35 protein-coding genes are annotated in these 20,666 nt (G+C 39.4%); 2 read left to right on the top strand and 33 right to left on the bottom strand.

The genetic code is table 11. The features are described 5' to 3' along the window. Positions 1–168: 168 nt before the first annotated feature. The 4 genes from truA to HCB38_RS13915 are packed head-to-tail and all read right to left on the bottom strand — an operon-like array spanning position 169 to position 3,402. On the bottom strand, positions 169–915 hold the full coding sequence (gene truA / locus HCB38_RS13930) for a tRNA pseudouridine(38-40) synthase TruA (protein WP_185638808.1): 747 nt from the start codon (positions 913–915) through the stop codon (positions 169–171). A gap of 5 nt (positions 916–920) precedes the next feature. Continuing rightward, positions 921–1,718 (bottom strand): energy-coupling factor transporter transmembrane component T family protein, encoded by a 798-nt coding sequence (locus HCB38_RS13925; RefSeq protein WP_185619621.1) that lies wholly within the window; start codon positions 1,716–1,718, stop codon positions 921–923. A 2-nt stretch (positions 1,719–1,720) separates the two neighbouring features. Continuing rightward, a complete protein-coding gene (locus tag HCB38_RS13920) occupies positions 1,721–2,587 on the bottom strand; it encodes an energy-coupling factor ABC transporter ATP-binding protein (RefSeq protein WP_185319802.1) in 867 nt (288 codons plus the stop codon). After that, positions 2,563–3,402 (bottom strand): energy-coupling factor ABC transporter ATP-binding protein, encoded by an 840-nt coding sequence (locus tag HCB38_RS13915; RefSeq protein ID WP_185638806.1) that lies wholly within the window; start codon positions 3,400–3,402, stop codon positions 2,563–2,565. The genes HCB38_RS13920 and HCB38_RS13915 overlap by 25 nt, the downstream gene beginning before the upstream one ends. Positions 3,403–3,534: 132 nt before the next feature. Here HCB38_RS13915 and HCB38_RS13910 point away from each other — a divergent pair, with 132 nt between their 5' ends. Next, the gene (locus HCB38_RS13910; RefSeq protein WP_185319800.1) at positions 3,535–4,197 is read left to right on the top strand and encodes an MgtC/SapB family protein; all 663 of its coding nucleotides are present in this window, start codon (positions 3,535–3,537) and stop codon (positions 4,195–4,197) included. Between the two features lie 117 nt (positions 4,198–4,314). Then, the gene (locus HCB38_RS13905; RefSeq protein ID WP_185619617.1) at positions 4,315–5,214 is read left to right on the top strand and encodes an acetamidase/formamidase family protein; all 900 of its coding nucleotides are present in this window, start codon (positions 4,315–4,317) and stop codon (positions 5,212–5,214) included. 40 nt (positions 5,215–5,254) lie between these two features. Here the strand turns inward: HCB38_RS13905 and HCB38_RS13900 are convergent, their stop codons facing one another. The 29 genes from HCB38_RS13900 to rplC all read right to left on the bottom strand — a co-directional run bounded on the left by HCB38_RS13900 (position 5,255) and on the right by rplC (position 20,633). Further along, positions 5,255–6,349, bottom strand: a complete 1,095-nt coding sequence (locus HCB38_RS13900) for a winged helix DNA-binding domain-containing protein (protein ID WP_185638804.1) — start codon at positions 6,347–6,349, stop codon at positions 5,255–5,257. A gap of 242 nt (positions 6,350–6,591) precedes the next feature. Then, complete coding sequence (gene rplQ / locus HCB38_RS13895; protein WP_003768456.1) at positions 6,592–6,999, bottom strand: 50S ribosomal protein L17; 408 nt, start codon at positions 6,997–6,999, stop codon at positions 6,592–6,594. A 16-nt stretch (positions 7,000–7,015) separates the two neighbouring features. After that, on the bottom strand, positions 7,016–7,960 hold the full coding sequence (locus tag HCB38_RS13890; protein WP_003723676.1) for a DNA-directed RNA polymerase subunit alpha: 945 nt from the start codon (positions 7,958–7,960) through the stop codon (positions 7,016–7,018). Between the two features lie 109 nt (positions 7,961–8,069). After that, on the bottom strand, positions 8,070–8,459 hold the full coding sequence (gene rpsK / locus HCB38_RS13885) for a 30S ribosomal protein S11 (RefSeq protein WP_003720926.1): 390 nt from the start codon (positions 8,457–8,459) through the stop codon (positions 8,070–8,072). Positions 8,460–8,481: 22 nt separating this feature from the next. After that, a complete protein-coding gene (gene rpsM, locus HCB38_RS13880) occupies positions 8,482–8,847 on the bottom strand; it encodes a 30S ribosomal protein S13 (protein ID WP_003723677.1) in 366 nt (121 codons plus the stop codon). 18 nt (positions 8,848–8,865) lie between these two features. After that, on the bottom strand, positions 8,866–8,979 hold the full coding sequence (gene rpmJ / locus HCB38_RS13875; RefSeq protein ID WP_003720928.1) for a 50S ribosomal protein L36: 114 nt from the start codon (positions 8,977–8,979) through the stop codon (positions 8,866–8,868). A gap of 103 nt (positions 8,980–9,082) precedes the next feature. Beyond that, positions 9,083–9,301 (bottom strand): translation initiation factor IF-1, encoded by a 219-nt coding sequence (gene infA, locus HCB38_RS13870; protein WP_003720929.1) that lies wholly within the window; start codon positions 9,299–9,301, stop codon positions 9,083–9,085. A 387-nt stretch (positions 9,302–9,688) separates the two neighbouring features. After that, positions 9,689–10,336, bottom strand: a complete 648-nt coding sequence (locus HCB38_RS13865; protein ID WP_185638803.1) for an adenylate kinase — start codon at positions 10,334–10,336, stop codon at positions 9,689–9,691. A 59-nt stretch (positions 10,337–10,395) separates the two neighbouring features. Further along, positions 10,396–11,691 carry a preprotein translocase subunit SecY gene (secY, locus tag HCB38_RS13860; protein ID WP_185319797.1) on the bottom strand — a complete coding sequence of 432 codons (1,296 nt, stop codon included), beginning with the start codon at positions 11,689–11,691 and terminating at the stop codon, positions 10,396–10,398. After that, positions 11,691–12,131, bottom strand: coding sequence for a 50S ribosomal protein L15 (gene rplO, locus HCB38_RS13855; RefSeq protein WP_003764125.1), 441 nt, complete (start codon positions 12,129–12,131; stop codon positions 11,691–11,693). The genes secY and rplO overlap by 1 nt, the downstream gene beginning before the upstream one ends. Positions 12,132–12,188: 57 nt before the next feature. Further along, the gene (gene rpmD / locus HCB38_RS13850; RefSeq protein WP_003720933.1) at positions 12,189–12,368 is read right to left on the bottom strand and encodes a 50S ribosomal protein L30; all 180 of its coding nucleotides are present in this window, start codon (positions 12,366–12,368) and stop codon (positions 12,189–12,191) included. 16 nt (positions 12,369–12,384) lie between these two features. Beyond that, a complete protein-coding gene (gene rpsE / locus HCB38_RS13845; RefSeq protein ID WP_003723681.1) occupies positions 12,385–12,888 on the bottom strand; it encodes a 30S ribosomal protein S5 in 504 nt (167 codons plus the stop codon). 21 nt (positions 12,889–12,909) lie between these two features. Next, positions 12,910–13,269 (bottom strand): 50S ribosomal protein L18, encoded by a 360-nt coding sequence (gene rplR, locus HCB38_RS13840; RefSeq protein ID WP_003739848.1) that lies wholly within the window; start codon positions 13,267–13,269, stop codon positions 12,910–12,912. A 39-nt stretch (positions 13,270–13,308) separates the two neighbouring features. Then, positions 13,309–13,845: a 50S ribosomal protein L6 gene (rplF, locus tag HCB38_RS13835; protein WP_003726442.1), complete on the bottom strand. Its 537-nt coding sequence runs from the start codon at positions 13,843–13,845 to the stop codon at positions 13,309–13,311. 30 nt (positions 13,846–13,875) lie between these two features. Further along, entirely contained in the window at positions 13,876–14,274 is a 399-nt protein-coding gene (gene rpsH, locus HCB38_RS13830; RefSeq protein WP_185319796.1) for a 30S ribosomal protein S8, read from the bottom strand. 30 nt (positions 14,275–14,304) lie between these two features. Next, a complete protein-coding gene (locus HCB38_RS13825) occupies positions 14,305–14,490 on the bottom strand; it encodes a type Z 30S ribosomal protein S14 (RefSeq protein ID WP_003723684.1) in 186 nt (61 codons plus the stop codon). A gap of 31 nt (positions 14,491–14,521) precedes the next feature. Then, on the bottom strand, positions 14,522–15,061 hold the full coding sequence (gene rplE, locus HCB38_RS13820; protein WP_003720938.1) for a 50S ribosomal protein L5: 540 nt from the start codon (positions 15,059–15,061) through the stop codon (positions 14,522–14,524). Between the two features lie 26 nt (positions 15,062–15,087). After that, the gene (rplX, locus tag HCB38_RS13815) at positions 15,088–15,399 is read right to left on the bottom strand and encodes a 50S ribosomal protein L24 (protein WP_003720939.1); all 312 of its coding nucleotides are present in this window, start codon (positions 15,397–15,399) and stop codon (positions 15,088–15,090) included. A 37-nt stretch (positions 15,400–15,436) separates the two neighbouring features. After that, a complete protein-coding gene (gene rplN / locus HCB38_RS13810; protein ID WP_003723686.1) occupies positions 15,437–15,805 on the bottom strand; it encodes a 50S ribosomal protein L14 in 369 nt (122 codons plus the stop codon). Between the two features lie 79 nt (positions 15,806–15,884). Next, entirely contained in the window at positions 15,885–16,148 is a 264-nt protein-coding gene (gene rpsQ / locus HCB38_RS13805) for a 30S ribosomal protein S17 (protein ID WP_003720941.1), read from the bottom strand. Positions 16,149–16,175: 27 nt separating this feature from the next. Further along, positions 16,176–16,367, bottom strand: coding sequence for a 50S ribosomal protein L29 (rpmC, locus tag HCB38_RS13800; RefSeq protein ID WP_003720942.1), 192 nt, complete (start codon positions 16,365–16,367; stop codon positions 16,176–16,178). After that, the gene (gene rplP / locus HCB38_RS13795) at positions 16,357–16,791 is read right to left on the bottom strand and encodes a 50S ribosomal protein L16 (protein ID WP_003720943.1); all 435 of its coding nucleotides are present in this window, start codon (positions 16,789–16,791) and stop codon (positions 16,357–16,359) included. The genes rpmC and rplP overlap by 11 nt, the downstream gene beginning before the upstream one ends. Positions 16,792–16,793: 2 nt before the next feature. Next, positions 16,794–17,450 carry a 30S ribosomal protein S3 gene (rpsC, locus tag HCB38_RS13790; RefSeq protein WP_003720944.1) on the bottom strand — a complete coding sequence of 219 codons (657 nt, stop codon included), beginning with the start codon at positions 17,448–17,450 and terminating at the stop codon, positions 16,794–16,796. A 3-nt stretch (positions 17,451–17,453) separates the two neighbouring features. Then, a complete protein-coding gene (gene rplV, locus HCB38_RS13785) occupies positions 17,454–17,810 on the bottom strand; it encodes a 50S ribosomal protein L22 (protein WP_003727697.1) in 357 nt (118 codons plus the stop codon). A gap of 20 nt (positions 17,811–17,830) precedes the next feature. Further along, entirely contained in the window at positions 17,831–18,109 is a 279-nt protein-coding gene (rpsS, locus tag HCB38_RS13780; protein ID WP_003720946.1) for a 30S ribosomal protein S19, read from the bottom strand. Between the two features lie 87 nt (positions 18,110–18,196). Next, positions 18,197–19,030, bottom strand: a complete 834-nt coding sequence (gene rplB, locus HCB38_RS13775) for a 50S ribosomal protein L2 (protein WP_003739849.1) — start codon at positions 19,028–19,030, stop codon at positions 18,197–18,199. A 40-nt stretch (positions 19,031–19,070) separates the two neighbouring features. Further along, complete coding sequence (gene rplW, locus HCB38_RS13770) at positions 19,071–19,355, bottom strand: 50S ribosomal protein L23 (protein ID WP_003728540.1); 285 nt, start codon at positions 19,353–19,355, stop codon at positions 19,071–19,073. After that, entirely contained in the window at positions 19,355–19,978 is a 624-nt protein-coding gene (gene rplD / locus HCB38_RS13765; protein WP_003727695.1) for a 50S ribosomal protein L4, read from the bottom strand. Before rplD ends, rplW begins: the two co-directional genes overlap by 1 nt. A 25-nt stretch (positions 19,979–20,003) precedes the next feature. Continuing rightward, positions 20,004–20,633: a 50S ribosomal protein L3 gene (rplC, locus tag HCB38_RS13760; protein WP_012986496.1), complete on the bottom strand. Its 630-nt coding sequence runs from the start codon at positions 20,631–20,633 to the stop codon at positions 20,004–20,006. Positions 20,634–20,666 lie beyond the last annotated feature (33 nt).

The following is a 20,666-nucleotide window of genomic DNA, read 5'->3' as shown; positions in this document are numbered from 1 at the left end:
CAAATTAGCTCCCGAAAACTGTTCCTAATTCCCGAAATGCTATTCTATATTTTTATTGTTTAAACACAACAACCTTCCGGGGCTTATTGTGGGGCAAACAATACCATAGTCCATAATACAGTTTTTAGAGTAAAAAGTCAATGCGTTCTGTAAAAAAACATCCGATTTTTATTCATAGTCCACTCGCCATAAATATAACCCTTGTGGTGGCGCAGTTTTACTAATTAATTTTTGCCTATCACGTGCTAGTAAAGCTTCCGTTATACCGTCTGGAGTGATTCGACCTTGCCCTGCATCAAGCAAGGTCCCTGTCAAAATCCGCACCATATTATACAAGAAACCATTTCCTTGAAACGCAATCACTAAGGTCTCGGCATCCTCTTCATAAAAGTCGATACTATAAAGCGTCCGCACTTTAGAATCCCGTTCCGTTCTAGCCGAACAAAAACTAGTAAAATCATGCTCACCAATCAGACGGTTACTCGCGAGCTTCATTTTCGCGATATCCAGTTCATATGGATAATGCAGCGCAAAATTCCGACTAAACGGATCAAAAATTTTTGTCCTTTTTACGACATAACGATATTCTTTTCCAACTGTGCCAAATCTAGCATGGAAATCATCCGTTGCTTTCTCCACTGCCAAAAAGCTAATATCAAAAGGCGTCATAACTTGTAAAGCTTTTTGAAATTTTTCCGCAGTGATATCCAGCTCTGAGTCGAAATGAATAACTTGACCTTTCGCATGTACCCCGGTGTCTGTTCTTCCTGATGCGGTAATCCGAATGCTCTTACCTTTATGCATTTTTTTCAGCGCTTTTTCAATTTCTGCTTGGACTGTCCGAGCGTTCGGTTGCACTTGATAACCGTAAAACCCGCTTCCATCATAAGAAATTATCGATTTATACCTTGTCATTCATTTCAACTCCGCAACCAAAATAATAAACCACTTAACACTGCCAAGGAAATTAATAAGAAGGTATCCGCAAATCTCCAGTGCAGTATACGAAATCTCGTCCTACCTTTACCTCCACGATAACCACGAGCTTCCATTGCAATCGCTAAGTCCTCCGCTCGCTTAAACGCACTAATAAAAAGCGGCACGAGTAGAGGAATAATTGCCTTGATTCGGTCACTCCATTTTCCACTCGTAAATTCAACGCCACGAGCTTTTTGCGCTTTTAAAATTTTCTCCGTTTCATCCATCAATGTGGGAATAAATCGCAAGGAAATACTAAGCATTAAAGCCAGTTCATGCACTGGTAAATGCACTAAACGAAACGGGGCTAAAATCTTCTCAAGGCCGTCTGTCAGTTCAATCGGACTTGTCGTTAATGTTAGTAGCGTCGTCATAAAAATAATAAGAACAAAGCGACAAAACATCATCGCCCCATTTGCCAATCCTAGTGTCGTTATTTGTAAAAGTCCTAAATCAACTAAAACAGTCCCGCCTTTTGTAAAAAAGACTTGTAGCAATAAAGTAATTAAAATAAGCCAAAAAATCGGTTGTAAACCTTTAATAAAAAATAAAAATGGCACTTTCGAAGTTAGGACTAAATATAAAACATAAGCAAACATAAGTGCATACGTCAGCCAATTATTTGCTAAAAAGACAATTGCAATAAACGCCATAACAGCAGTGATTTTCGCGCGTGGATCAATTCGATGTAACCAAGAGTTCCCCGGGATATAGCGTCCGAGAATCATTTTATCCATCATAATTATGCCCCGCCCTTCGCTAAATAAGGCGCCATTTCGGTTGTTAATTCATCAATTGTTAAACACGTTTTTGTTAATTTTATATTAAATTTCCGTTCAAACAGACCTTGAAACCTCACTACATCCGGGACAGACAAGCCAAGGTCGACCAGTTCATCTGGCTTCGCAAAAATTTCACGTGGTGTGCCGATTTGAAGAACTGTCCCAGCTTTCATCAAGACAATTTTCTCCGCATAACGAGCAGCATCTTCCATACTATGTGTGACAAGGACTGTCGTGAGTCCTTTTTCTTTATGAAGGTTGTAGAACATCTCCATAATTTCTTCACGACCATGGGGATCTAGTCCTGCTGTCGGCTCATCTAACACAAGCACTTCCGGATCCATCGCTAAAACACCAGCAATCGCTACTCGGCGCATTTGTCCACCAGAAAGTTCAAACGGCGAACGCGACAAAATTTCTTCTGTCAGCCCTACTTCATAAATCACTTTTTTAGCACGAAGTTTCGCATCTTCCTCGGAAACCCCGAAGTTCATCGGTCCAAAGCAAATATCCTTCTCAACTGTTTCTTCAAAAAGTTGCGCTTCCGGAAATTGAAAGACAATCCCAACTTTTTTACGTAAATCGCGTAGTTTCTTTTGTTTAACTCCCGCGACAATTTCTCTATCGCCAACCGTTATTTTACCTTCAGTCGGCATCAAAAGCGCATTAAGATGTTGTAGCAATGTCGATTTCCCAGAACCCGTATGACCAATAATTGCAGAATAGCTACCAGAATCAAAAGAAACATTTACATCAAGCAATGCTCGCTTTTCAAAAGGGCTATTTTTTTGATAACAATAACCTAGTTGTTCGAGTTTAATTTCCATAATTGATCTAGTAATGCTCCTTCCGATAGCACGGTGCTTCCTGTTTCAAAGCCTCCTGCAACTAATTTTTCTTGTAACTCAATAATAAATGGAACCCCTAAACCAATTTCTCGCATCGCATCTGCTTGCTGAAAAATTTCTTGTGGAGTGCCTTCACTGTGGACTTCTCCGTTATTCATGACAATTACTCGGTCTGCAAAAAGCACTTCATCCAAGTCATGTGTGATGGAAATAACAGTAATATCTTCTTGTTCGCGCATAATCCGAATGGTTTCCATTACTTCTGCACGTCCTCTTGGATCAAGCATAGAAGTAGCTTCGTCCAAAATAATCACATCCGGCTGCAATGCCAAAACGCCTGCAATCGCAACACGCTGTTTTTGCCCGCCAGACAGTCTAGCCGGTTCATGTAACGCATAGCTTTGCATTCCCACCTCATTCAAGGCTGACTCCACTCGTTCCACCATCGTATCATGTGGAACTCCATGATTCTCAAGTCCAAATGCGACGTCATCTTGCACAGTTGCACCGACAAATTGGTTATCTGGATTTTGAAAAACCATTCCTACTTGTCGTCTAATTTCCCATATATTTTTTTCGGACAAAACAAAGTGCCCGATTTTAATTAAACCATCTTCCGGAAAAAGCAATCCGTTGAGTAATTTCGCAATAGTTGATTTACCTGAACCATTATGACCAACTAGCGCGACCCATTCCCCTTTTTGAGCAGAAATAGATACATCTTTCACTGCATATTTTTCCGTATCTTCGTATTTATAAAAAACGTGCTCCAATCTCACAAAACTTTCTGCCACGCTTAACACCTCACTTTTTGACCATTCATTGTTTATTATAGTATAAACATCCTTCTGGCGCAAAATTTCCTTTTTTCAATTGTTTTGCTTTCCTGTGAAAGGGAATATATTATCGTTAAGGATGTGATAACTATGTTAGCAGATTTTATTTTACGACTTGTTGTTGCTGGTCTCCTTGGAGCCGTTATTGGACTTGACAGAGAAATCAGGGCGAAAGAAGCGGGGTTCAGGACACATTTTCTTGTTTCACTCGGTAGCGCTTTAATTATGATTGTGTCCCAATACGGTTTTTCCGAAATCGCCACCATGCAAACTATATCATTTGACCCTAGTCGTGTTGCTGCCCAAGTGGTAAGTGGCATTGGCTTTATTGGCGCTGGTACGATTATCATTCAAAAGAAATTTGTTCGCGGATTAACTACAGCGGCTGGACTTTGGGCTACAGCCGGGATTGGCCTCGCAGTTGGGGCAGGAATGTATTGGGTCGGTATTGCGGCTACACTGCTCACATTAATTGGTTTAGAATTTCTCAGTATTATTTTTAAATCCGTCTCGCTCCATACAACTTCATTCATTTATTCAACCGACAATCAAGAAAATCTAGTAAAAATTACTGATAAAATTCAGCAAAACAAACAACAAATAATTTCATATTCAAGTGAAAAAGAAATGATCGGAAATAGTCTATTTATTCGTGTTAATATTGTTGTAAAAACAAAGAATAAGAACGACGAATACGAACTATTTCACTATATCCAGACGCTTCCTGATGTTACTATTGAAAAAATGGAATAAATTAGCCTTTTATTGCACATTTCAATTAATTTGTTCACAGAATATCCATTTACTTACCTCTTCTCGTTTTGCTATAATTCACCCGTCAACACTAACTGAATAGAGAGAAGGGATGAGATGAAAAATTTTGTAACCTCAGAACGTTCGATTCATAAGATGGATGAATCAACAAAACCTGTGATTACAGTAAAAAATGGCGCTGTTGTGACAATAAAAATAAAAGATCACTTCAATGGCCAAATCAACCAAGATCAGCTTCATTACGGGGAAATAGATTGGAAGCAATTCTCACCAACAACAGGTCCAATCTGTATAGAAGAAGCACGCCCAGGAGATTTACTCGCAGTAACTATTGAAAAAATCACCCTCACAGACAAAGAAGTCGTTTTGTTAAACGGACCGAATATCGGCATAACAGATGATTTATTACCCCACAATTGCATCCGCCGTTACAAAATCGAACAAAACAAGATTATTTATTCCGATGAAATCCACATTCAACTACAAAAAACAATCGGTCTCTTAAAAACCGAATCCATTCATCAAACTAAACCATTTCTTATACCTACTAAACACGGCGGGACGCTTGACTCTTCTGATATAAAAGAAGACGCTACAATATTTTTACCAGTAGAAAAGTACGGGGCTATGCTCCACGTAGCTGATATAAGAGCCACTACAGGCTTCGGGAAAATAACAACTACAAGCGGAGAATCTCCTGCTGAAGTAACATTAAGGCTACAATTATTAAAAAACAAAACAGCTCCTACACCAATTATTATTCATAAAAATAAATTAATCTGCCTTGCCTCTGAACTTACTACCGAAAAAGCAACAAAAAAAGCATTACAGAACATGCTAAAGATGTTAATGGAATCAGATAAAATAACACTAGAAGATGCAATATTTTTATTATCTTTGCAAGCAGATTTTGAAATTTGCAAGCTGAACAAAGCAAGCGTCACAACAGCTATTAAACTTCCATTAAGTAGCTTTCCAGAGATGCCTTTCTTATAAAAAAGAGCCCTTTCGCAAAAGTTATGCGAAAGGGCTCTTTTTAAATTTGTTCAAAAAAACTTCCTTGATAATTTTTATGAAGAAATTCGGCTAATTTCCTCGCTTCTAATTCAACAAATTTTTGGTTTTTCTTTGTTATCTTTTTTGTTAGATAAAAAGTGAAAATTATTTTGTTCCCAGTTATTTTATATCTCCAAGTGCCGTAAAGAAAGCCATTTATAATTAAAACTGCCTCAATTTGCCCGGCCGGACGCCAAATTAAACTTGTTTCAGTTATATCAGCCAACCAATCTTTTTTTGCGTAGCTAACAAAAAGTGGATCGAATTTCCCTAATAAAAGTGGGCGTTGTTGTTCTAATTCAGCTTGAACTTCTGTTTTGCTATAGTAAATCTGACCGTCCTCACCTAAATAACTAAAATAATTTTCCAGAGCCGTTTCAAGCGTTTGTTGGAATTCAAACTTCCGGAGCCCTGTCCAATGTTTGAAATCCCGAATTGTAGCTGGACCATATGCGCTAAAGTAACGGTCAATCATTACTTCAAGCCCAGCTTCATCACGGCCGTTTTCTAGCCAATTAGCTTGTTTTTCTGCACTAATCCAATTTCTATGACTATAAAACCTTGTTTTAGGTGATTCTGGCACACAGAAAAGTGTACCATCAAGAGATCCTTGAATAAAAACTCCGCCCCATTGCATAAGTTCTTTAGCGTGCCCCCCTAATAATTTGGCAAATGCTTCTTTGGGGATTTTTTCTGTACTTAAGAGAAGTTTTTCCATTTCAACCAGTAGCTCATCCAAATCATGCCCCAGAGAGCTTGCATGCTTCTTTAACCAATTATTTTTATCCGAGTAAACATTGTGGACAAAAAACCAGTCAGAAGGTGTATACATATGCACAGTCATCCTTTGCCCCCATATCTTAATTAAATCTTTTTGATCGTAATCGTGTTGAAGTTTTTCTTTTGTGAGGTTAGTCACCCGATTAAACAAGCTGATTTCACCAAACTGTTGATACTGTGACTGAATGCCAAATAACGCACGAGAAGCTTCCGGTGCGCTAGAAAATTTATTTTGCAATAGACCTGAATTAGATAACCGATTTTGAGCTATTTGCGAGTTAGTGACTGATTGCATATCTAGTTCCTCCTCGAAACAAATCTTTGAGGTTTACTATAGATGCTTTCAGAATAAAAGGCAAGCAAAAAAATAAAGCTTTTCAAGTTTGACCTACTAATCGAAGCATATTCGTAAAGCAGGTCAAACAAAAAAAGCCTGCCTCCTAGCCTACGATTAAATAGACTAGGAAACACAGAGCTAGACAAAGAAACACGAAGTCTCCATATCATGACACTCCACTTGCTTTAAACGTTTTATTATTAAACTAATTCAATAATAACCATTGGTGCGCCGTCACCGCGACGTGGACCTTTTTTCAAGATACGAGTGTAACCACCTTGACGTTCCGCGTAACGTGGAGCAACATCATCAAATAGTTTTTGTAGAGCGTATACAGGACGGTTTTTCTTCACAGTAGAACCATCTTTACCTTTAGCATCTACTTGTACTACTTCTACAACTTCATGACGGATGAAAGCAGCTGCTTGACGACGAGCGTGCAAGTCTCCTTTTTTCCCAGAAGTGATTAGTTTTTCAACAACTTTACGAATCTCTTTAGCGCGAGCTTCTGTTGTTTCAATACGTTCATGTACGATTAAATCCGTTGCAAGATCACGTAGTAATGCTTTACGTTGTGAGCTTGTACGACCTAATTTTCTGTAACCCATGGAATTGCCTCCTTTATCAGTTTTCGTTTCTTAGAGATAAGCCAAGGTCAGCCAGTTTTACTTTAACTTCCTCAAGCGATTTACGGCCCAAGTTACGGACTTTCATCATATCGTCTTCGGATTTGTCAGCAAGTTCCTGTACTGTATTGATTCCAGCGCGTTTTAAACAATTATATGAACGAACAGACAAGTCTAATTCTTCAATAGTCATTTCAAGCACTTTCTCTTTATGGCTTTCTTCTTTTTCAATCATAATTTCAGCTTTTTGTGCTTCATCTGTCAAATTAACGAAGATACTTAAGTGCTCAGAAAGAATTTTAGCTCCAAGAGAAACTGCTTCTTCTGGGCTGATACTTCCGTCAGTTAACACATCAAACGTAAGCTTATCATAATTAGTTGATTGTCCAACACGTGTATTTTCCACTTGATAGTTCACACGGATAACCGGTGAAAAGATTGAATCTACTGGAAGTACACCAATTGGCATATTTTCGCGTTTATTTTGATCAGCAGGTGTGTAACCACGACCACGAGTCGCATTTAAACGCACATGAAATTTAGCATTATCACTTAATGTAGCAATGTGTAAGTCAGGATTTAAAATCTCAACGTCGCTGTCATAATTAATGTCAGCTGCAGTTACTACACCAGGACCTTGCATATCGATTTCTAATGTTTTTTCTTCATCAGAATAGATTTTTAGCGCAAGTTTTTTAATATTTAAAATCATGGTTGTTACATCTTCTACTACACCTTCAATTACAGAAAACTCATGTAAAGCTCCATCAATTTGGATAGAGGTTACTGCTGCACCTGGAAGAGAAGATAATAGAATACGACGTAAGGAGTTACCCAAAGTTGTACCATATCCACGCTCAAGTGGCTCTACAACAAACTTTCCATACTTGGCATCATCGCTGATCTCAATCGTCTCGATTTTTGGCTTTTCAATTTCGATCATTCAAATTTACCCTCCTTCAAAACGTCTAGAATATCAGTCTTTATGTCAAACTCTCTGCCTTGATAGTTAAGACAGTAAAAATCTACTATTGGCAAAAGAAAACGACCACTTATACGCGACGACGTTTTGGAGGACGACATCCGTTATGTGGAACTGGAGTTACATCTTTAATAGCTGTTACTTCAAGACCAGCTGCTTGTAGTGCACGGATAGCCGCTTCACGACCTGAACCAGGACCTTTAACAGTTACTTCTAATGTTTTTAAACCATGTTCTTGTGCTGATTTTGCTGCACTTTCAGCTGCCATTTGCGCTGCGAAAGGAGTAGATTTACGAGAACCTTTAAATCCTAGGGAACCTGCACTTGACCAAGCTAAAGCATTACCATGTGTGTCAGTAATCATTACGATCGTATTATTAAATGTAGAACGAATGTGTGCAATACCAGATTCGATATTCTTTTTCACACGACGTTTACGAGTATTTGTTTTACGAGCCATTCACTAACTACCTCCTTTACTATTATTTCTTTTTGCCTGCTACTGTTTTGGACGGGCCTTTACGAGTACGGGCATTATTTTTTGTATTTTGTCCGCGAACTGGAAGTCCACGACGGTGACGCATGCCACGGTAAGAACCGATTTCGATTAGACGTTTAATGTTTAAGTTTACTTCACGACGAAGGTCACCTTCAACTTTAATACGGTCTAAGATTTCACGGATTTTACCTAGCTCTTCTTCAGTTAAATCACGAGTACGAGTATCTTCAGAAACACCAGCTTCAGCAAGAACTTCTTTAGCTGTTTGTTTACCGATACCATAAATGTAAGTCAGGGAAATAACAATACGTTTTTCACGTGGAACGTCCACACCTGCAATACGTGCCATTTACTTAAGCACCTCCTCTTATCCTTGTTTTTGTTTATGTTTTGGATTTTCACAAATTACCATTACTTTACCTTTACGACGAATAACTTTACATTTTTCGCACATAGGTTTCACTGATGGTCTTACTTTCATATAGATATACCTCCTTGTTTATTAGAGAAAATGTCTCTATAAACCGATAATTTCTAAGCTGGATAAACCAGACCGGTATATAAATTCAATTTCGGAGTGCAAATTATTTGAAACGATAAGTAATTCTTCCGCGTGTCAGATCGTATGGAGAAAGCTCAACTGTCACTTTATCTCCAGGTAAAATACGAATGTAATGCATGCGAATTTTACCAGAAACAGTTGCCAGTACTTTATGACCATTTTCGAGTTCAACGTTGAACATCGCGTTTGGTAGAGTTTCTTGCACAACGCCTTCTACTTCAATAACATCTTCCTTTGCCATATGTTTGCTACCTCCTTCTTGTATTCTTGGATTTGTTCCTGATGCAGGCCTAATCCTTTCAGTGTAACTATTTCTCTTACATGAAAAAAACGTAAAACATGCAAAAATGGATGCACTTCATTAAAAGGCAACACATTTCGCCAGCTTTGCAGACAACCTGTAAAAGTGAAATCCGTAAAAACCAGAAGAACTGTCACTCGCAAAAACATTGCGGCTGAACAGATCAGGGTAGAACATATACGTCATTCGGATGATCTTCAAACGGTTCTCTCGTTCATCATGATTTGCTTAGATGCCTTTAATTCCACTGCCAATTATCCATTATACTACAAATCAAACCAATTTGCACGCATTGATTTTGACAGTGATTTCAGCACAGCTTACTCCTCAAAAAGAAGCAAGAATTTTTTCCACATCTACAAAAACGTCATTAATATCTTGCTCGCCGTTTATGCTATGAAGTTTACCTTTTTCAGAGTAAAAATCAAGAAGCGGCTTGGTCTGTTTCATATTGACATTTAGTCGATTTTCAACAGTTTCTTTTTTGTCATCCTCGCGTTGGTAAAGTTCTCCACCATCTAAATCGCATTTCCCAGGAACTTTTGGCGGGTTATAGATTTCATGGTAAGTTTTACCGCAAGTCTGACAAATCCAACGACCTGTAAGACGTTTCATTAAAACATCTTTATCAACTTCAATGTTAATGACAGCATCAAGTTCTGTCCCTAAATCACTTAGAATATTTTCTAACTCTTCTGCTTGTTCCACCGTACGCGGAAAACCATCAAGCAAGAAACCATTCTTAGCATCATCTTCGGCCAAACGTTCACGAACGATACCATTTGTTACTTCATCAGGAACAAGATCGCCATTATCCATAAAGGATTTAGCTTTCTTTCCTAATTCCGTATTATTTTTCATAGCTGCTCGGAACATATCTCCAGTGGAAATATGAGGAATGTTGTATTTCTCAACAATCTGTTCCGCTTGTGTGCCTTTTCCGGCGCCGGGCAGTCCCATTAATACTAATTTCAACTGTTTCGCCCCTTATTACGCGCTAGCTCCTGCTAGGAAGTCCTAACAAGAACTGCGTGTTATTTGATAAATCCCCGATAGTTCCTTTTTACAAGTTGTCCTTCGAGTTGTTTCGTAGTATCTAATGCTACCCCGATAACAATTAGTAGGCTTGTACCACCAACGGCAAGTGACTGCGGTAAACTAAACACAGTAGTACCGATAGTTGGAAGTATAGCAACCGCTGAAAGGAAAATTGCACCAACAAATGTTAGACGGTAAAGTACCGATGTAAGATAAGCTTGTGTTTCCCGACCAGGACGTTTACTAGGAATATACCCACCTTGCTTTTTCAAGTTGTCCGCAACTTTCTCAGGGTTCACTTGAATGAAAGCATAGAAATAAGTGAAAGCAACAATTAGTGCAACATATAAAATCATACCAATTGGTTTTGTGTAATCAAACACGTCTTTCAATACTTTTACAACATCGTTACTTTGATCAAAGAAAGTAAGGATAGTTTGCGGTGTAATAATAAATGCACTTGCAAAGATAACTGGGATAACTCCGGCAGAGTTAAGTTTTAATGGCAAATGAGTTGCTTGCGCGCCCGATTGTTTTGCTCCTGCTACACGTTTAGAGTATTGAATTGGAATTTTACGAAGTGCTTGTTGGAAGAAGATAACAGCTACAACAATAGCTAGAATTGCAACTCCCACACCTGCTAACGTTAAAATGTGTAAGAACAGTTGATCACCAGCGTTTTCAATTTGCGAAACATATAATTGACGCACTCCATCAGGAATACGCGCAACAATACCTGCAAAGATAATAATAGAAACACCATTACCAACGCCTTTAACAGTGATTTGTTCACCTAACCACATTAAGAACATTGTACCGGTAGTTAAAACGATTGCAATAATCGCATATCTACCAATGGATGGTTCAATAACCAAACCAGCAGATGACATGCGGTTAAATCCGTATGCCATACCGAATGCTTCGATTAAACCAAGTCCAATCGTCATGTATCTAGTAAGTTGATTGAGTTTTTTACGACCCATTTCCCCTTGCTTAGACCATTCAGTTAACTTGGGAACAACATCCATTTGAAGTAACTGAACAATAATGGAAGATGTAATGTAAGGCATTACACCCATAGCAAAAATTGAGAAGTTTTTTAAAGCCCCACCATTAAATGTGTTTAAGAACCCCAAAATACCGCCATCCATACTAGACTGTAAAGCAGCTGCGTTAACTCCCGGTACTGGCACGAATGTACCAATACGGAAAATAACTAGCATAGCTAATGTAAATAGTATTTTTTTACGGATATCCGCTACTTTGAAGAAGTTCGCTAACGTTTGAAACATTAGATCACCTCAGTTTTTCCGCCAGCTGCTTCAATTGCTTCTTTAGCAGCTGCAGAGAATTTGTTCGCTTTCACAGTAAGTTTTTTCTCGATATTTCCATCAGATAAAATCTTGATCCCGGATTTTTCGTTGCGAATAATTCCAGTTTCAATTAAAAGTTCTGGTGTTACTTCTGTACCATCTTCAAAGCGGTTTAAAACATCTAAGTTCACGATAGCAAATTCTTTACGGTTGATATTTGTGAATCCACGTTTTGGAATACGACGGAAAAGTGGAAGTTGTCCACCTTCAAAGCCTAAACGTACGCCACCACCAGAACGAGCTTTTTGTCCTTTATGACCGCGTCCTGAAGTTTTGCCGTTACCAGAGCCTGTTCCACGACCAACACGATTACGTTCTTTACGAGAACCTTCTGAAGGCTTAAGTTCATGTAGTTTCATGTCAAGCACCTCCTCCTATTTAACAAATTCTATCAATTACATATTATTATATTAAGCTTAAACTTCTTTGACGTCCACTAAATGACTTACTTTAGTGATCATCCCACGAATTGCAGGATTATCTTCTTTAACCACTACAGAATTTGTTTTACCAAGACCTAATGCTTGAACAGTTTTGCGTTGTGGTTGAGGGCGTCCGATTAAGCTACGTTTTAAAGTGATTTCTAACTTCGCCATAACGATAATTCCCTCCTTATCCTAACAATTCTTCTACTGTTTTGCCACGAAGTTTCGCAACATCTTCAGCGTTTTTAAGTTGTTTAATTCCGTCGATTGTAGCACGTACCATGTTAATTGGTGTATTAGATCCAAGCGATTTGGAAGATACATCAGCAACACCAGCAAGTTCTAGGACCGCACGAACGGGACCACCAGCAGTTACACCGGAACCGGCACTAGCTGGTTTAAGAAGAATTTCTCCGCCACCAAAATGTCCGACTACAGTGTGTGGAATAGTTGTGTCTACAGTTGGTACAAGCACCATGTTCTTTTTAGCATCCTCAACAGCTTTGCGGATTGCATCTGGAACTTCTTGTGCTTTACCAGTACCGAAACCAACATGACCATTTTTGTCTCCAACAACAACAAGTGCTGTGAAACGGAAACGACGTCCACCTTTAACTACTTTAGCAACACGGTTGATTGTAACAACGCGTTCTTCTAAATCTAATTTGTTTCCATCAATTTGCTCAGGCATGTAATATGTCCCTCCTTCTTATTAAAATTCTAGTCCATTTTCGCGAGCTGCTTCAGCAAGAGCTTTCACGCGGCCATGATATAAGTATCCTCCACGGTCAAAAGTGACAGAAGTAATACCTTTTTCGGAAGCACGTTTAGCAACTAGTTCGCCAACTTTGCTTGCTGCATCAACTTTGGATTCAGCAGAACCGAAATCTTTATCTAAATTAGACGCACTTGCAAGTGTCACACCATTTACATCATCAATAATTTGAGCATAAATGTTTTTGTTTGAACGGAATACGTTTAAACGTGGACGACTTTCAGTTCCAGAAATCTTAGAACGAACACGAGCATGTCTTTTTTTACGTACTTTATTTTTGTCGATTTTGGTAATCACACGACTCACCTCTTCTCTCATTTGCCTAATTAAGCGGCATTATTTACCAGTTTTACCTTCTTTACGGCGTACATGTTCGCCTTCGTAACGAATACCTTTACCTTTATACGGCTCTGGTGGACGTACAGCACGAATGTTTGCAGCTAACTCGCCAACGTGTTCTTTGTTGTAGCCTTTAACAATCACTTGTGTGTTTGCAGGAACTTCAATATCTACGCCTTTAGGAGCAACAAACTCTACTGGATGAGAGTACCCTACGTTAAGAACAAGTTTATCTCCTTGTTTTTGCGCACGGTAACCAACACCGATAAGTTCTAATTTCTTTTCATAACCCTCGGAAACTCCGACAACCATGTTATTAAGAATAGCACGAGTTGTACCATGAAGTGCACGGTGGTTTTTATTATCAGTCGGGCGAGAAACGTTAATTTCATTGCCTTCAATATTAATAGTAATTTCTGGGTTGAACTCTTTTACAAGTTCACCTTTAGGACCTTTAACTGTTGCTGTTGATCCATTAAGTGTAACTGTTACACCTGCAGGAATCACAATAGTTTTTTTACCTATACGGGACATTTATTGCACCTCCTTATGGTTTACTTTTTCTTACCAAACGTATGCTAATACTTCTCCGCCGACTTGTTTAGCACGGGCTTCTTTGTCGGTTAAAACACCGTGGGAAGTAGAAACGATTGCGATACCTAGACCGTTAAGTACTTTAGGCACCTCAGTTGATTTTGCATATACACGTAAACCTGGTTTACTAATACGTTTCAAACCAGTGATTACACGTTCGCCAGTCGCTCCATATTTTAAGAAAACACGGATTGTTCCAGCATTGTCATCTTCAATATACTCAACGTCACGGATAAAACCTTCACGCTTCAATATCTCAGCAATTTCTTTTTTGATTTTGGATGCAGGCAGTTCTAATTTATCATGTTTAACCATGTTTGCATTACGAATGCGAGTTAGAAAATCTGCAATTGGATCTGTCATCACCATGTATAATACCCTCCTTCCTTAAACTCTTTCTTACCAGCTTGCTTTTTTCACGCCGGGAATTTGACCTTTATAGGCAAGTTCACGGAAACAAATACGGCATAATTTAAATTTGCGAATAACGGAATGTGGACGACCACAACGTTCACAACGAGTATATGCTTGAACAGCGTATTTTGGTGTACGTTTTTGCTTCGCGATCATGGATTTCTTAGCCACGTTTTCGCCTCCCTACTAAAATTAGTTTTGATTACTTTTGAAATGGCATCCCTAGTTGAGTAAGTAACTCATGAGATTCTTCATCACTTTTGGCAGTTGTAACGATTACTACGTCCATACCGCGTACTTTTGATACTTGATCGTAATCAATTTCAGGGAAAATAAGTTGCTCTCTTACACCCAACGTATAGTTGCCACGGCCATCGAAAGCTTTTTTCGATACACCACGGAAATCACGAACACGTGGAAGTGAAACAGTAACTAATTTATCTAAGAAATCATACATGCGTTCACCACGTAAAGTTACTTTAGCACCGATTGGCATTCCTTCACGAAGACGGAAACCAGCGATAGAATTTTTTGCTTTTGTAATTACAGGTTTTTGACCAGTGATAAGAGCTAACTCCTCAACTGCACTGTCTAAAACTTTTGCATTTGCTGTAGCGTCACCAACACCAGTGTTGATTACGATTTTATCTATTTTTGGAACCTCCATTACGGAGTCATAATTGAATTTGCTCATTAAAGCAGGAACAATTTCCTTAAGATATTGATCTTTAAGGCGATTCATGTAATATTCCCTCCTTCCTACGACTATTATTTATCTATTACTTCACCGGATTTTTTTGCTACGCGTACTTTTTTATCACCTTTAACTTCGTAGCCTACACGAGTAGGTTCGCCAGTTTTAGGGTCAATTAGCATTACGTTTGAAACATGGATTGGTGCTTCAACATTCAAGATTCCGCCTTGCGGGTTGATGTTGGAAGGTTTAGTATGTTTTTTAACCATATTGATTCCTTCGATAAGTACACGGTCCTTTTTCGGAAATGCTGCGAGCACTTTGCCGGATTTGCCTTTATCTTTACCAGTAATAACTTTTACTTTATCACCTTTTTTGACATGCATTGGTATAGCACCTCCTTGATTTCTTGGAACTTAATTTTTAAAGAACTTCTGGAGCTAAAGAAACGATCTTCATAAAGTTGTTTTCACGAAGTTCGCGAGCAACAGGTCCAAAAATACGTGTTCCACGAGGACTTTTATCGTCACGGATAATGACACATGCATTTTCATCAAACTTGATGTAAGAACCGTCTTGACGACGTGCTCCACTCTTAGTACGAACGATTACTGCTTTAACAACTTCACCTTTTTTGACAACGCCGCCTGGTGTTGCTTGTTTAACGGTACACACGACAACATCACCAATGTTAGCAGTTTTGCGTCCTGATCCACCTAGCACTTTAATAGTTAACACTTCACGTGCGCCAGAGTTATCAGCCACTTTCATACGACTTTCTTGTTGAATCATTAGGACACCCTCCTTCCAGAATAACGGGTCGGAAAAATTGCGCTCGGCAACTCTTCACAATCTATTTTTAACTTTTGATTTAGATAATTACTGCTTCTTCTACAACTTCTAATAAACGGAAATGTTTAGTTGCAGATAATGGACGAGTTTCGGAAATACGAACTACATCGCCAGTTTTTGCAATGTTATTTTCATCATGCGCTTTGAATTTTTTAGAATACTTCACGCGTTTACCGTACAAACCATGTTTCTTGTACGTTTCAACAACCACGGTAATTGTTTTATCCATTTTATCGGATACAACACGACCAGTATAAACTTTACGTTGGTTACGGTCAGCCATGTATTAAAACCTCCTTACGATTCTTTTTTAAGCAAGTTCTCTTTCTCGAACGATTGTTTTCATACGGGCAATTGCTTTACGAACCTCACGAATACGTGCGGTGTTTTCTAATTGACCAGTAGCTAATTGAAAGCGCAGGTTGAAGAGCTCTTCTTTCAAAGCTTTTTCTTGATCTTGGATTTCGGTAGTGGATAAATCACGGATATCATTAGCTTTCATTTGCTTCACCACCAATTTCTTCACGTTTAACGATCTTAGTTTTGACCGGCAGTTTGTGTGCTGCTAGACGTAATGCTTCACGCGCTACATCTTCAGGAACACCTGCGATTTCAAACATAATTTTGCCACGTTTAACTGGGCTTACCCAACCTTCCGGAGCACCTTTACCTTTACCCATCCGAACCCCGATTGGTTTAGAAGTGTAAGATTTATGAGGGAAAATTTTAATCCAAACTTTACCGCCACGTTTCATGTAACGAGTCATTGCGATACGAGCTGCTTCGATTTGACGGTTTGTGATCCAAGAAGCTTCAACTGCTTGAAGACCATATTCACCAAATGCAACTTCAGTTCCGCCTTTCGCGCGTCCACGCATGTTTCCGCGGAATTCACGACGGTATTTTACACGTTTAGGAACTAACATTATTATTTTCCTCCTTCCACATTGTTTTTCTTCGTAGGAAGGACTTCACCACGGTAGATCCAGACTTTAACGCCTAGTTTACCATAAGTTGTGTCAGCTTCTTCCCATGCGTAGTCGATGTCGGCACGCAATGTATGAAGAGGTACTGTTCCTTCGCTATAGTGTTCAGCACGAGCGATATCCGCTCCGCCAAGACGACCAGATACTTGAGTTTTGATACCTTTTGCTCCAGCACGCATAGTACGTTGGATAGCTTGTTTTTGCGCACGACGGAAAGATACACGACCTTCCAATTGACGAGCGATGTTTTCAGCAACCAATTTTGCGTCTAGGTCAGCACGTTTGATTTCTACGATATTGATATGAACACGTTTTTGAGTAAGTTCGTTTAAGTTTTTGCGTAATGCTTCAACTTCAGAACCACCTTTACCGATAACCATACCAGGTTTAGCAGTATGAATAGTGATATTCACACGGTTAGCTGCACGTTCGATTTCTACGCGAGAAACAGAAGCGTCAGATAAACGTTTTGCAACATAATCACGGATGCGTAAATCTTCATGTAAGAAGTCCGCATAATCTTTTTCCGCGTACCATTTGGAGTCCCAATCACGGATGACACCGATACGCATACCTATTGGATGTACTTTTTGACCCACGAATTATCCCTCCTTCACTTCAGATACCACAACTGTAATGTGGCTAGTACGTTTGTTGATTGCACTTGCACGACCTTGTGCACGTGGACGGAAACGTTTAAGTGTTGGACCTTCGTCAACAAATGCTTCCTCTACTACAAGGTTGTTAATGTCTAAATCATAGTTATGCTCTGCGTTAGCAATAGCGGATTTTAATACTTTTTCAATAATTGGGGAAGCCGATCTTGGAGTATACTTCAAGATTGCAATTGCTTCGCCAACTTGCTTGCCTCGAATTAAATCAATGACGATTCTAGCTTTGCGAGGAGCAATACGAACCGTTTTGGCAACGGCTTTTGCGCTTGTAACTTCACTTGCCATTAGGATATCCTCCTCTCAAATTAGCGTTTAGTTTTTTTATCGTCGCCCGCATGACCGCGGTACGTACGAGTTGGTGCGAATTCGCCCAGTTTGTGTCCTACCATATCTTCTTGAACATAAACAGGAACGTGTTTACGTCCATCATATACTGCGATTGTTTGTCCAACAAAAGTTGGGAAAATCGTGGAGCGACGAGACCAAGTTTTAATTACTTGTTTCTTTTCGCTTTCTGCTGCTGCTTCCACTTTCTTCATCAAGTGGTCATCAACAAAAGGTCCTTTTTTCAAACTACGACCCATGACGGAACCTCCCTTCGCATAGTCAGGAAGCTGAGAACGCTTGTCCTCGCTATCCTGCTACCAATTTTATTCAATCTATTAATCCGATTATTTTTTCTTACGACGACGTACGATAAATTTATCGGAGTTGTTGTTTTTCTTACGAGTTTTGTATCCAAGAGTTGGTTTACCCCAAGGAGACATTGGTGATTTACGACCGATTGGAGCTTTACCTTCACCACCACCGTGTGGGTGATCATTCGGGTTCATTACAGACCCACGAACAGTTGGGCGTTTACCCATCCAACGTGAACGACCTGCTTTACCAATGTTGATAAGTTCGTGTTGTTCATTACCAACTTGACCGATTGTAGCACGACAAGTAGCAAGGATCATGCGAACTTCACCAGAGTTTAAGCGGATTAATACGTATTTACCTTCTTTACCAAGCACTTGAGCACTTGTTCCAGCAGAACGTACTAATTGTCCACCTTTACCAGGTTTCATTTCGATATTGTGGATAACAGTACCCACTGGAATATCTTTTAATTCTAGTGCATTACCGATTTTGATGTCGGCTTCTGCTCCCGAATAAATTGTTTGACCTACTTCAAGGCCTTTCGCTGCGATAATGTAGCGTTTTTCTCCATCAGCATAGTTGATTAGAGCAATATTAGCAGAACGGTTTGGATCGTACTCGATTGTTGCAACGCGTCCTGGAATACCATCTTTGTTACGTTTGAAATCAATCACGCGGTATTGGCGTTTATGGCCACCGCCGTGATGACGAACAGTTAACTTACCTTGGTTATTGCGTCCGGCTTTCTTTTTAAGAGGACGTAGTAAAGATTTTTCTGGAGTACTTGTAGTAATCTCAGCAAAATCAGAACTAGTCATATGCCGGCGCCCGTTAGTGGTAGGTTTATACTTTTTGATCGCCATTGTTTCCCCTCCTCGTTAGATTTATTTAAAGTTAGTCGAATTATACTTCAAAGAATTGAATTTCTTTGCTGTCAGCTGTAACAGTAACAATCGCTTTACGGCGTTTGTTAGTGTAACCTGCATAACGGCCCATACGTTTAAGTTTGCCTTTGTAATTCATTACGTTTACTTTAGCTACTTTCACGTCGAAAATTTCTTCGATTGCGTATTTTACTTGCGTTTTAGTTGCGCGAGTATCTACTTCAAATGTATATTTCTTATCGTCGAGAATACTTGTAGATTCTTCAGTTACAACCGGGCGCTTAATGATGTCGCGTGCATCCATTATGCGAGCACCTCCTCTACTTTTTCGACAGCTGCTTTAGTGATAATTAATTTATCATGTTTAGCAACTTCTAGTACTGAGATACTTTCAGCTGGAATAACTGTAATGCCTTGTAAGTTGCGTGCAGATAATTCTACATTTTCACTTTCACCAGCAACTACGATTAGTGCCTTAGTATCTACAGAGATATTTTTAAGAAAAGCCGCAAATTCTTTTGTTTTAGGTGCATCGAAAGTCAAACCTTCAAGTACAACTAATTTTTCTTCATTTACTTTAGAAGAAAGAATTGATTTAATCGCTAAACGACGAACTTTCTTAGGTAATTTGTAAGCGTATGAACGAGGTGTTGGGCCGAATACGACACCACCGCCGCGCCATTGTGGGGAACGGATTGAACCTTGACGGGCACGACCTGTACCTTTTTGACGCCATGGTTTACGTCCGCCACCACGTACTTCTGAACGATTTTTTACTTTGTGTGTCCCTTGACGTAGGGATGCACGTTGGCTCAAAATCACATCAACAACAACTTTTTCATTTGGTTCGATACCGAAAACAGTGTCGTTTAAAGTAATTTCGCCAGCGTTTGTTCCATCTTGTTTAAGTAAGCTTAATTTTGGCATTCGTTAGTCCTCCTTTCCAAATGAATTATTTTGCTTTAGTAGCAGTTTTAATTTGAACTAATGCTTTTTTAGCGCCTGGAACGTTACCTTTTACTAAAAGAACGTTCTTTTCAACGTCTACTTTAACGATTTCTAGGTTTTGGATAGTGATTTGCTCTCCACCCATACGACCTGGAAGTAGTTTATTTTTGAAAACACGGTTAGGTGCTACAGGACCCATTGAACCTGGGCGACGATGGTAACGGGAACCGTGGGCCATAGGGCCGCGTGATTGTCCGTGGCGTTTAATAACACCTTGGAATCCTTTACCTTTCGATACGCCTGTCGCGTCGATGATGTCACCTTCTGCGAATACGTCTACTTTTACTTCTGCACCAATCTCATACTCGTCTAAGTTTACATCGCGGAATTCGCGAATGAAGCGCTTAGGAGTAGTATTGGCTTTTGCTACATGACCTTGTTCGGGTTTGTTTGACAATTTTGCTCTCTTATCTTCGAAACCGATTTGTACAGCTTCATAGCCGTCAGTTTCAACAGTTTTCTTTTGAAGTACCACGTTTTGTGCTGCTTCGATTACTGTTACTGGAATAAGTTCGCCGTTTTCAGTGAAAACTTGTGTCATCCCTACTTTTCTACCTAAGATTCCTTTGGTCATGAGTCACACCTCCTGTTAATTTAATTTATTATT

Source organism: Listeria farberi, from assembly GCF_014229295.1.
Lineage (GTDB): Bacteria > Bacillota > Bacilli > Lactobacillales > Listeriaceae > Listeria > Listeria farberi.
This window is presented reverse-complemented; position numbering and strand designations above follow the sequence as displayed.

What these genes read in the sequence shown, in the direction of transcription:
- truA (WP_185638808.1), bottom strand. Translation starts at nt 915, where the DNA reads ATGACAAGGTATAAATCGATAATTTCTTATGATGGAAGCGGGTTTTAC.
- HCB38_RS13925 (WP_185619621.1), bottom strand. Translation starts at nt 1,718, where the DNA reads ATGATGGATAAAATGATTCTCGGACGCTATATCCCGGGGAACTCTTGG.
- HCB38_RS13920 (WP_185319802.1), bottom strand. Translation starts at nt 2,587, where the DNA reads ATGGAAATTAAACTCGAACAACTAGGTTATTGTTATCAAAAAAATAGC.
- HCB38_RS13910 (WP_185319800.1), top strand. Translation starts at nt 3,535, where the DNA reads ATGTTAGCAGATTTTATTTTACGACTTGTTGTTGCTGGTCTCCTTGGA.
- HCB38_RS13905 (WP_185619617.1), top strand. Translation starts at nt 4,315, where the DNA reads ATGAAAAATTTTGTAACCTCAGAACGTTCGATTCATAAGATGGATGAA.
- HCB38_RS13900 (WP_185638804.1), bottom strand. Translation starts at nt 6,349, where the DNA reads ATGCAATCAGTCACTAACTCGCAAATAGCTCAAAATCGGTTATCTAAT.
- rplQ (WP_003768456.1), bottom strand. Translation starts at nt 6,999, where the DNA reads ATGGGTTACAGAAAATTAGGTCGTACAAGCTCACAACGTAAAGCATTA.
- HCB38_RS13890 (WP_003723676.1), bottom strand. Translation starts at nt 7,960, where the DNA reads ATGATCGAAATTGAAAAGCCAAAAATCGAGACGATTGAGATCAGCGAT.
- rpsK (WP_003720926.1), bottom strand. Translation starts at nt 8,459, where the DNA reads ATGGCTCGTAAAACAAATACTCGTAAACGTCGTGTGAAAAAGAATATC.
- rpsM (WP_003723677.1), bottom strand. Translation starts at nt 8,847, where the DNA reads ATGGCACGTATTGCAGGTGTGGACGTTCCACGTGAAAAACGTATTGTT.
- rpmJ (WP_003720928.1), bottom strand. Translation starts at nt 8,979, where the DNA reads ATGAAAGTAAGACCATCAGTGAAACCTATGTGCGAAAAATGTAAAGTT.
- infA (WP_003720929.1), bottom strand. Translation starts at nt 9,301, where the DNA reads ATGGCAAAGGAAGATGTTATTGAAGTAGAAGGCGTTGTGCAAGAAACT.
- secY (WP_185319797.1), bottom strand. Translation starts at nt 11,691, where the DNA reads ATGTTTCAAACGTTAGCGAACTTCTTCAAAGTAGCGGATATCCGTAAA.
- rplO (WP_003764125.1), bottom strand. Translation starts at nt 12,131, where the DNA reads ATGAAACTACATGAACTTAAGCCTTCAGAAGGTTCTCGTAAAGAACGT.
- rpmD (WP_003720933.1), bottom strand. Translation starts at nt 12,368, where the DNA reads ATGGCGAAGTTAGAAATCACTTTAAAACGTAGCTTAATCGGACGCCCT.
- rpsE (WP_003723681.1), bottom strand. Translation starts at nt 12,888, where the DNA reads ATGCCTGAGCAAATTGATGGAAACAAATTAGATTTAGAAGAACGCGTT.
- rplF (WP_003726442.1), bottom strand. Translation starts at nt 13,845, where the DNA reads ATGTCCCGTATAGGTAAAAAAACTATTGTGATTCCTGCAGGTGTAACA.
- rpsH (WP_185319796.1), bottom strand. Translation starts at nt 14,274, where the DNA reads ATGGTGATGACAGATCCAATTGCAGATTTTCTAACTCGCATTCGTAAT.
- rplE (WP_003720938.1), bottom strand. Translation starts at nt 15,061, where the DNA reads ATGAATCGCCTTAAAGATCAATATCTTAAGGAAATTGTTCCTGCTTTA.
- rplX (WP_003720939.1), bottom strand. Translation starts at nt 15,399, where the DNA reads ATGCATGTCAAAAAAGGTGATAAAGTAAAAGTTATTACTGGTAAAGAT.
- rplN (WP_003723686.1), bottom strand. Translation starts at nt 15,805, where the DNA reads ATGATTCAACAAGAAAGTCGTATGAAAGTGGCTGATAACTCTGGCGCA.
- rpsQ (WP_003720941.1), bottom strand. Translation starts at nt 16,148, where the DNA reads ATGGCTGACCGTAACCAACGTAAAGTTTATACTGGTCGTGTTGTATCC.
- rpmC (WP_003720942.1), bottom strand. Translation starts at nt 16,367, where the DNA reads ATGAAAGCTAATGATATCCGTGATTTATCCACTACCGAAATCCAAGAT.
- rplP (WP_003720943.1), bottom strand. Translation starts at nt 16,791, where the DNA reads ATGTTAGTTCCTAAACGTGTAAAATACCGTCGTGAATTCCGCGGAAAC.
- rplV (WP_003727697.1), bottom strand. Translation starts at nt 17,810, where the DNA reads ATGGCAAGTGAAGTTACAAGCGCAAAAGCCGTTGCCAAAACGGTTCGT.
- rpsS (WP_003720946.1), bottom strand. Translation starts at nt 18,109, where the DNA reads ATGGGTCGTAGTTTGAAAAAAGGACCTTTTGTTGATGACCACTTGATG.
- rplB (WP_003739849.1), bottom strand. Translation starts at nt 19,030, where the DNA reads ATGGCGATCAAAAAGTATAAACCTACCACTAACGGGCGCCGGCATATG.
- rplW (WP_003728540.1), bottom strand. Translation starts at nt 19,355, where the DNA reads ATGGATGCACGCGACATCATTAAGCGCCCGGTTGTAACTGAAGAATCT.
- rplD (WP_003727695.1), bottom strand. Translation starts at nt 19,978, where the DNA reads ATGCCAAAATTAAGCTTACTTAAACAAGATGGAACAAACGCTGGCGAA.
- rplC (WP_012986496.1), bottom strand. Translation starts at nt 20,633, where the DNA reads ATGACCAAAGGAATCTTAGGTAGAAAAGTAGGGATGACACAAGTTTTC.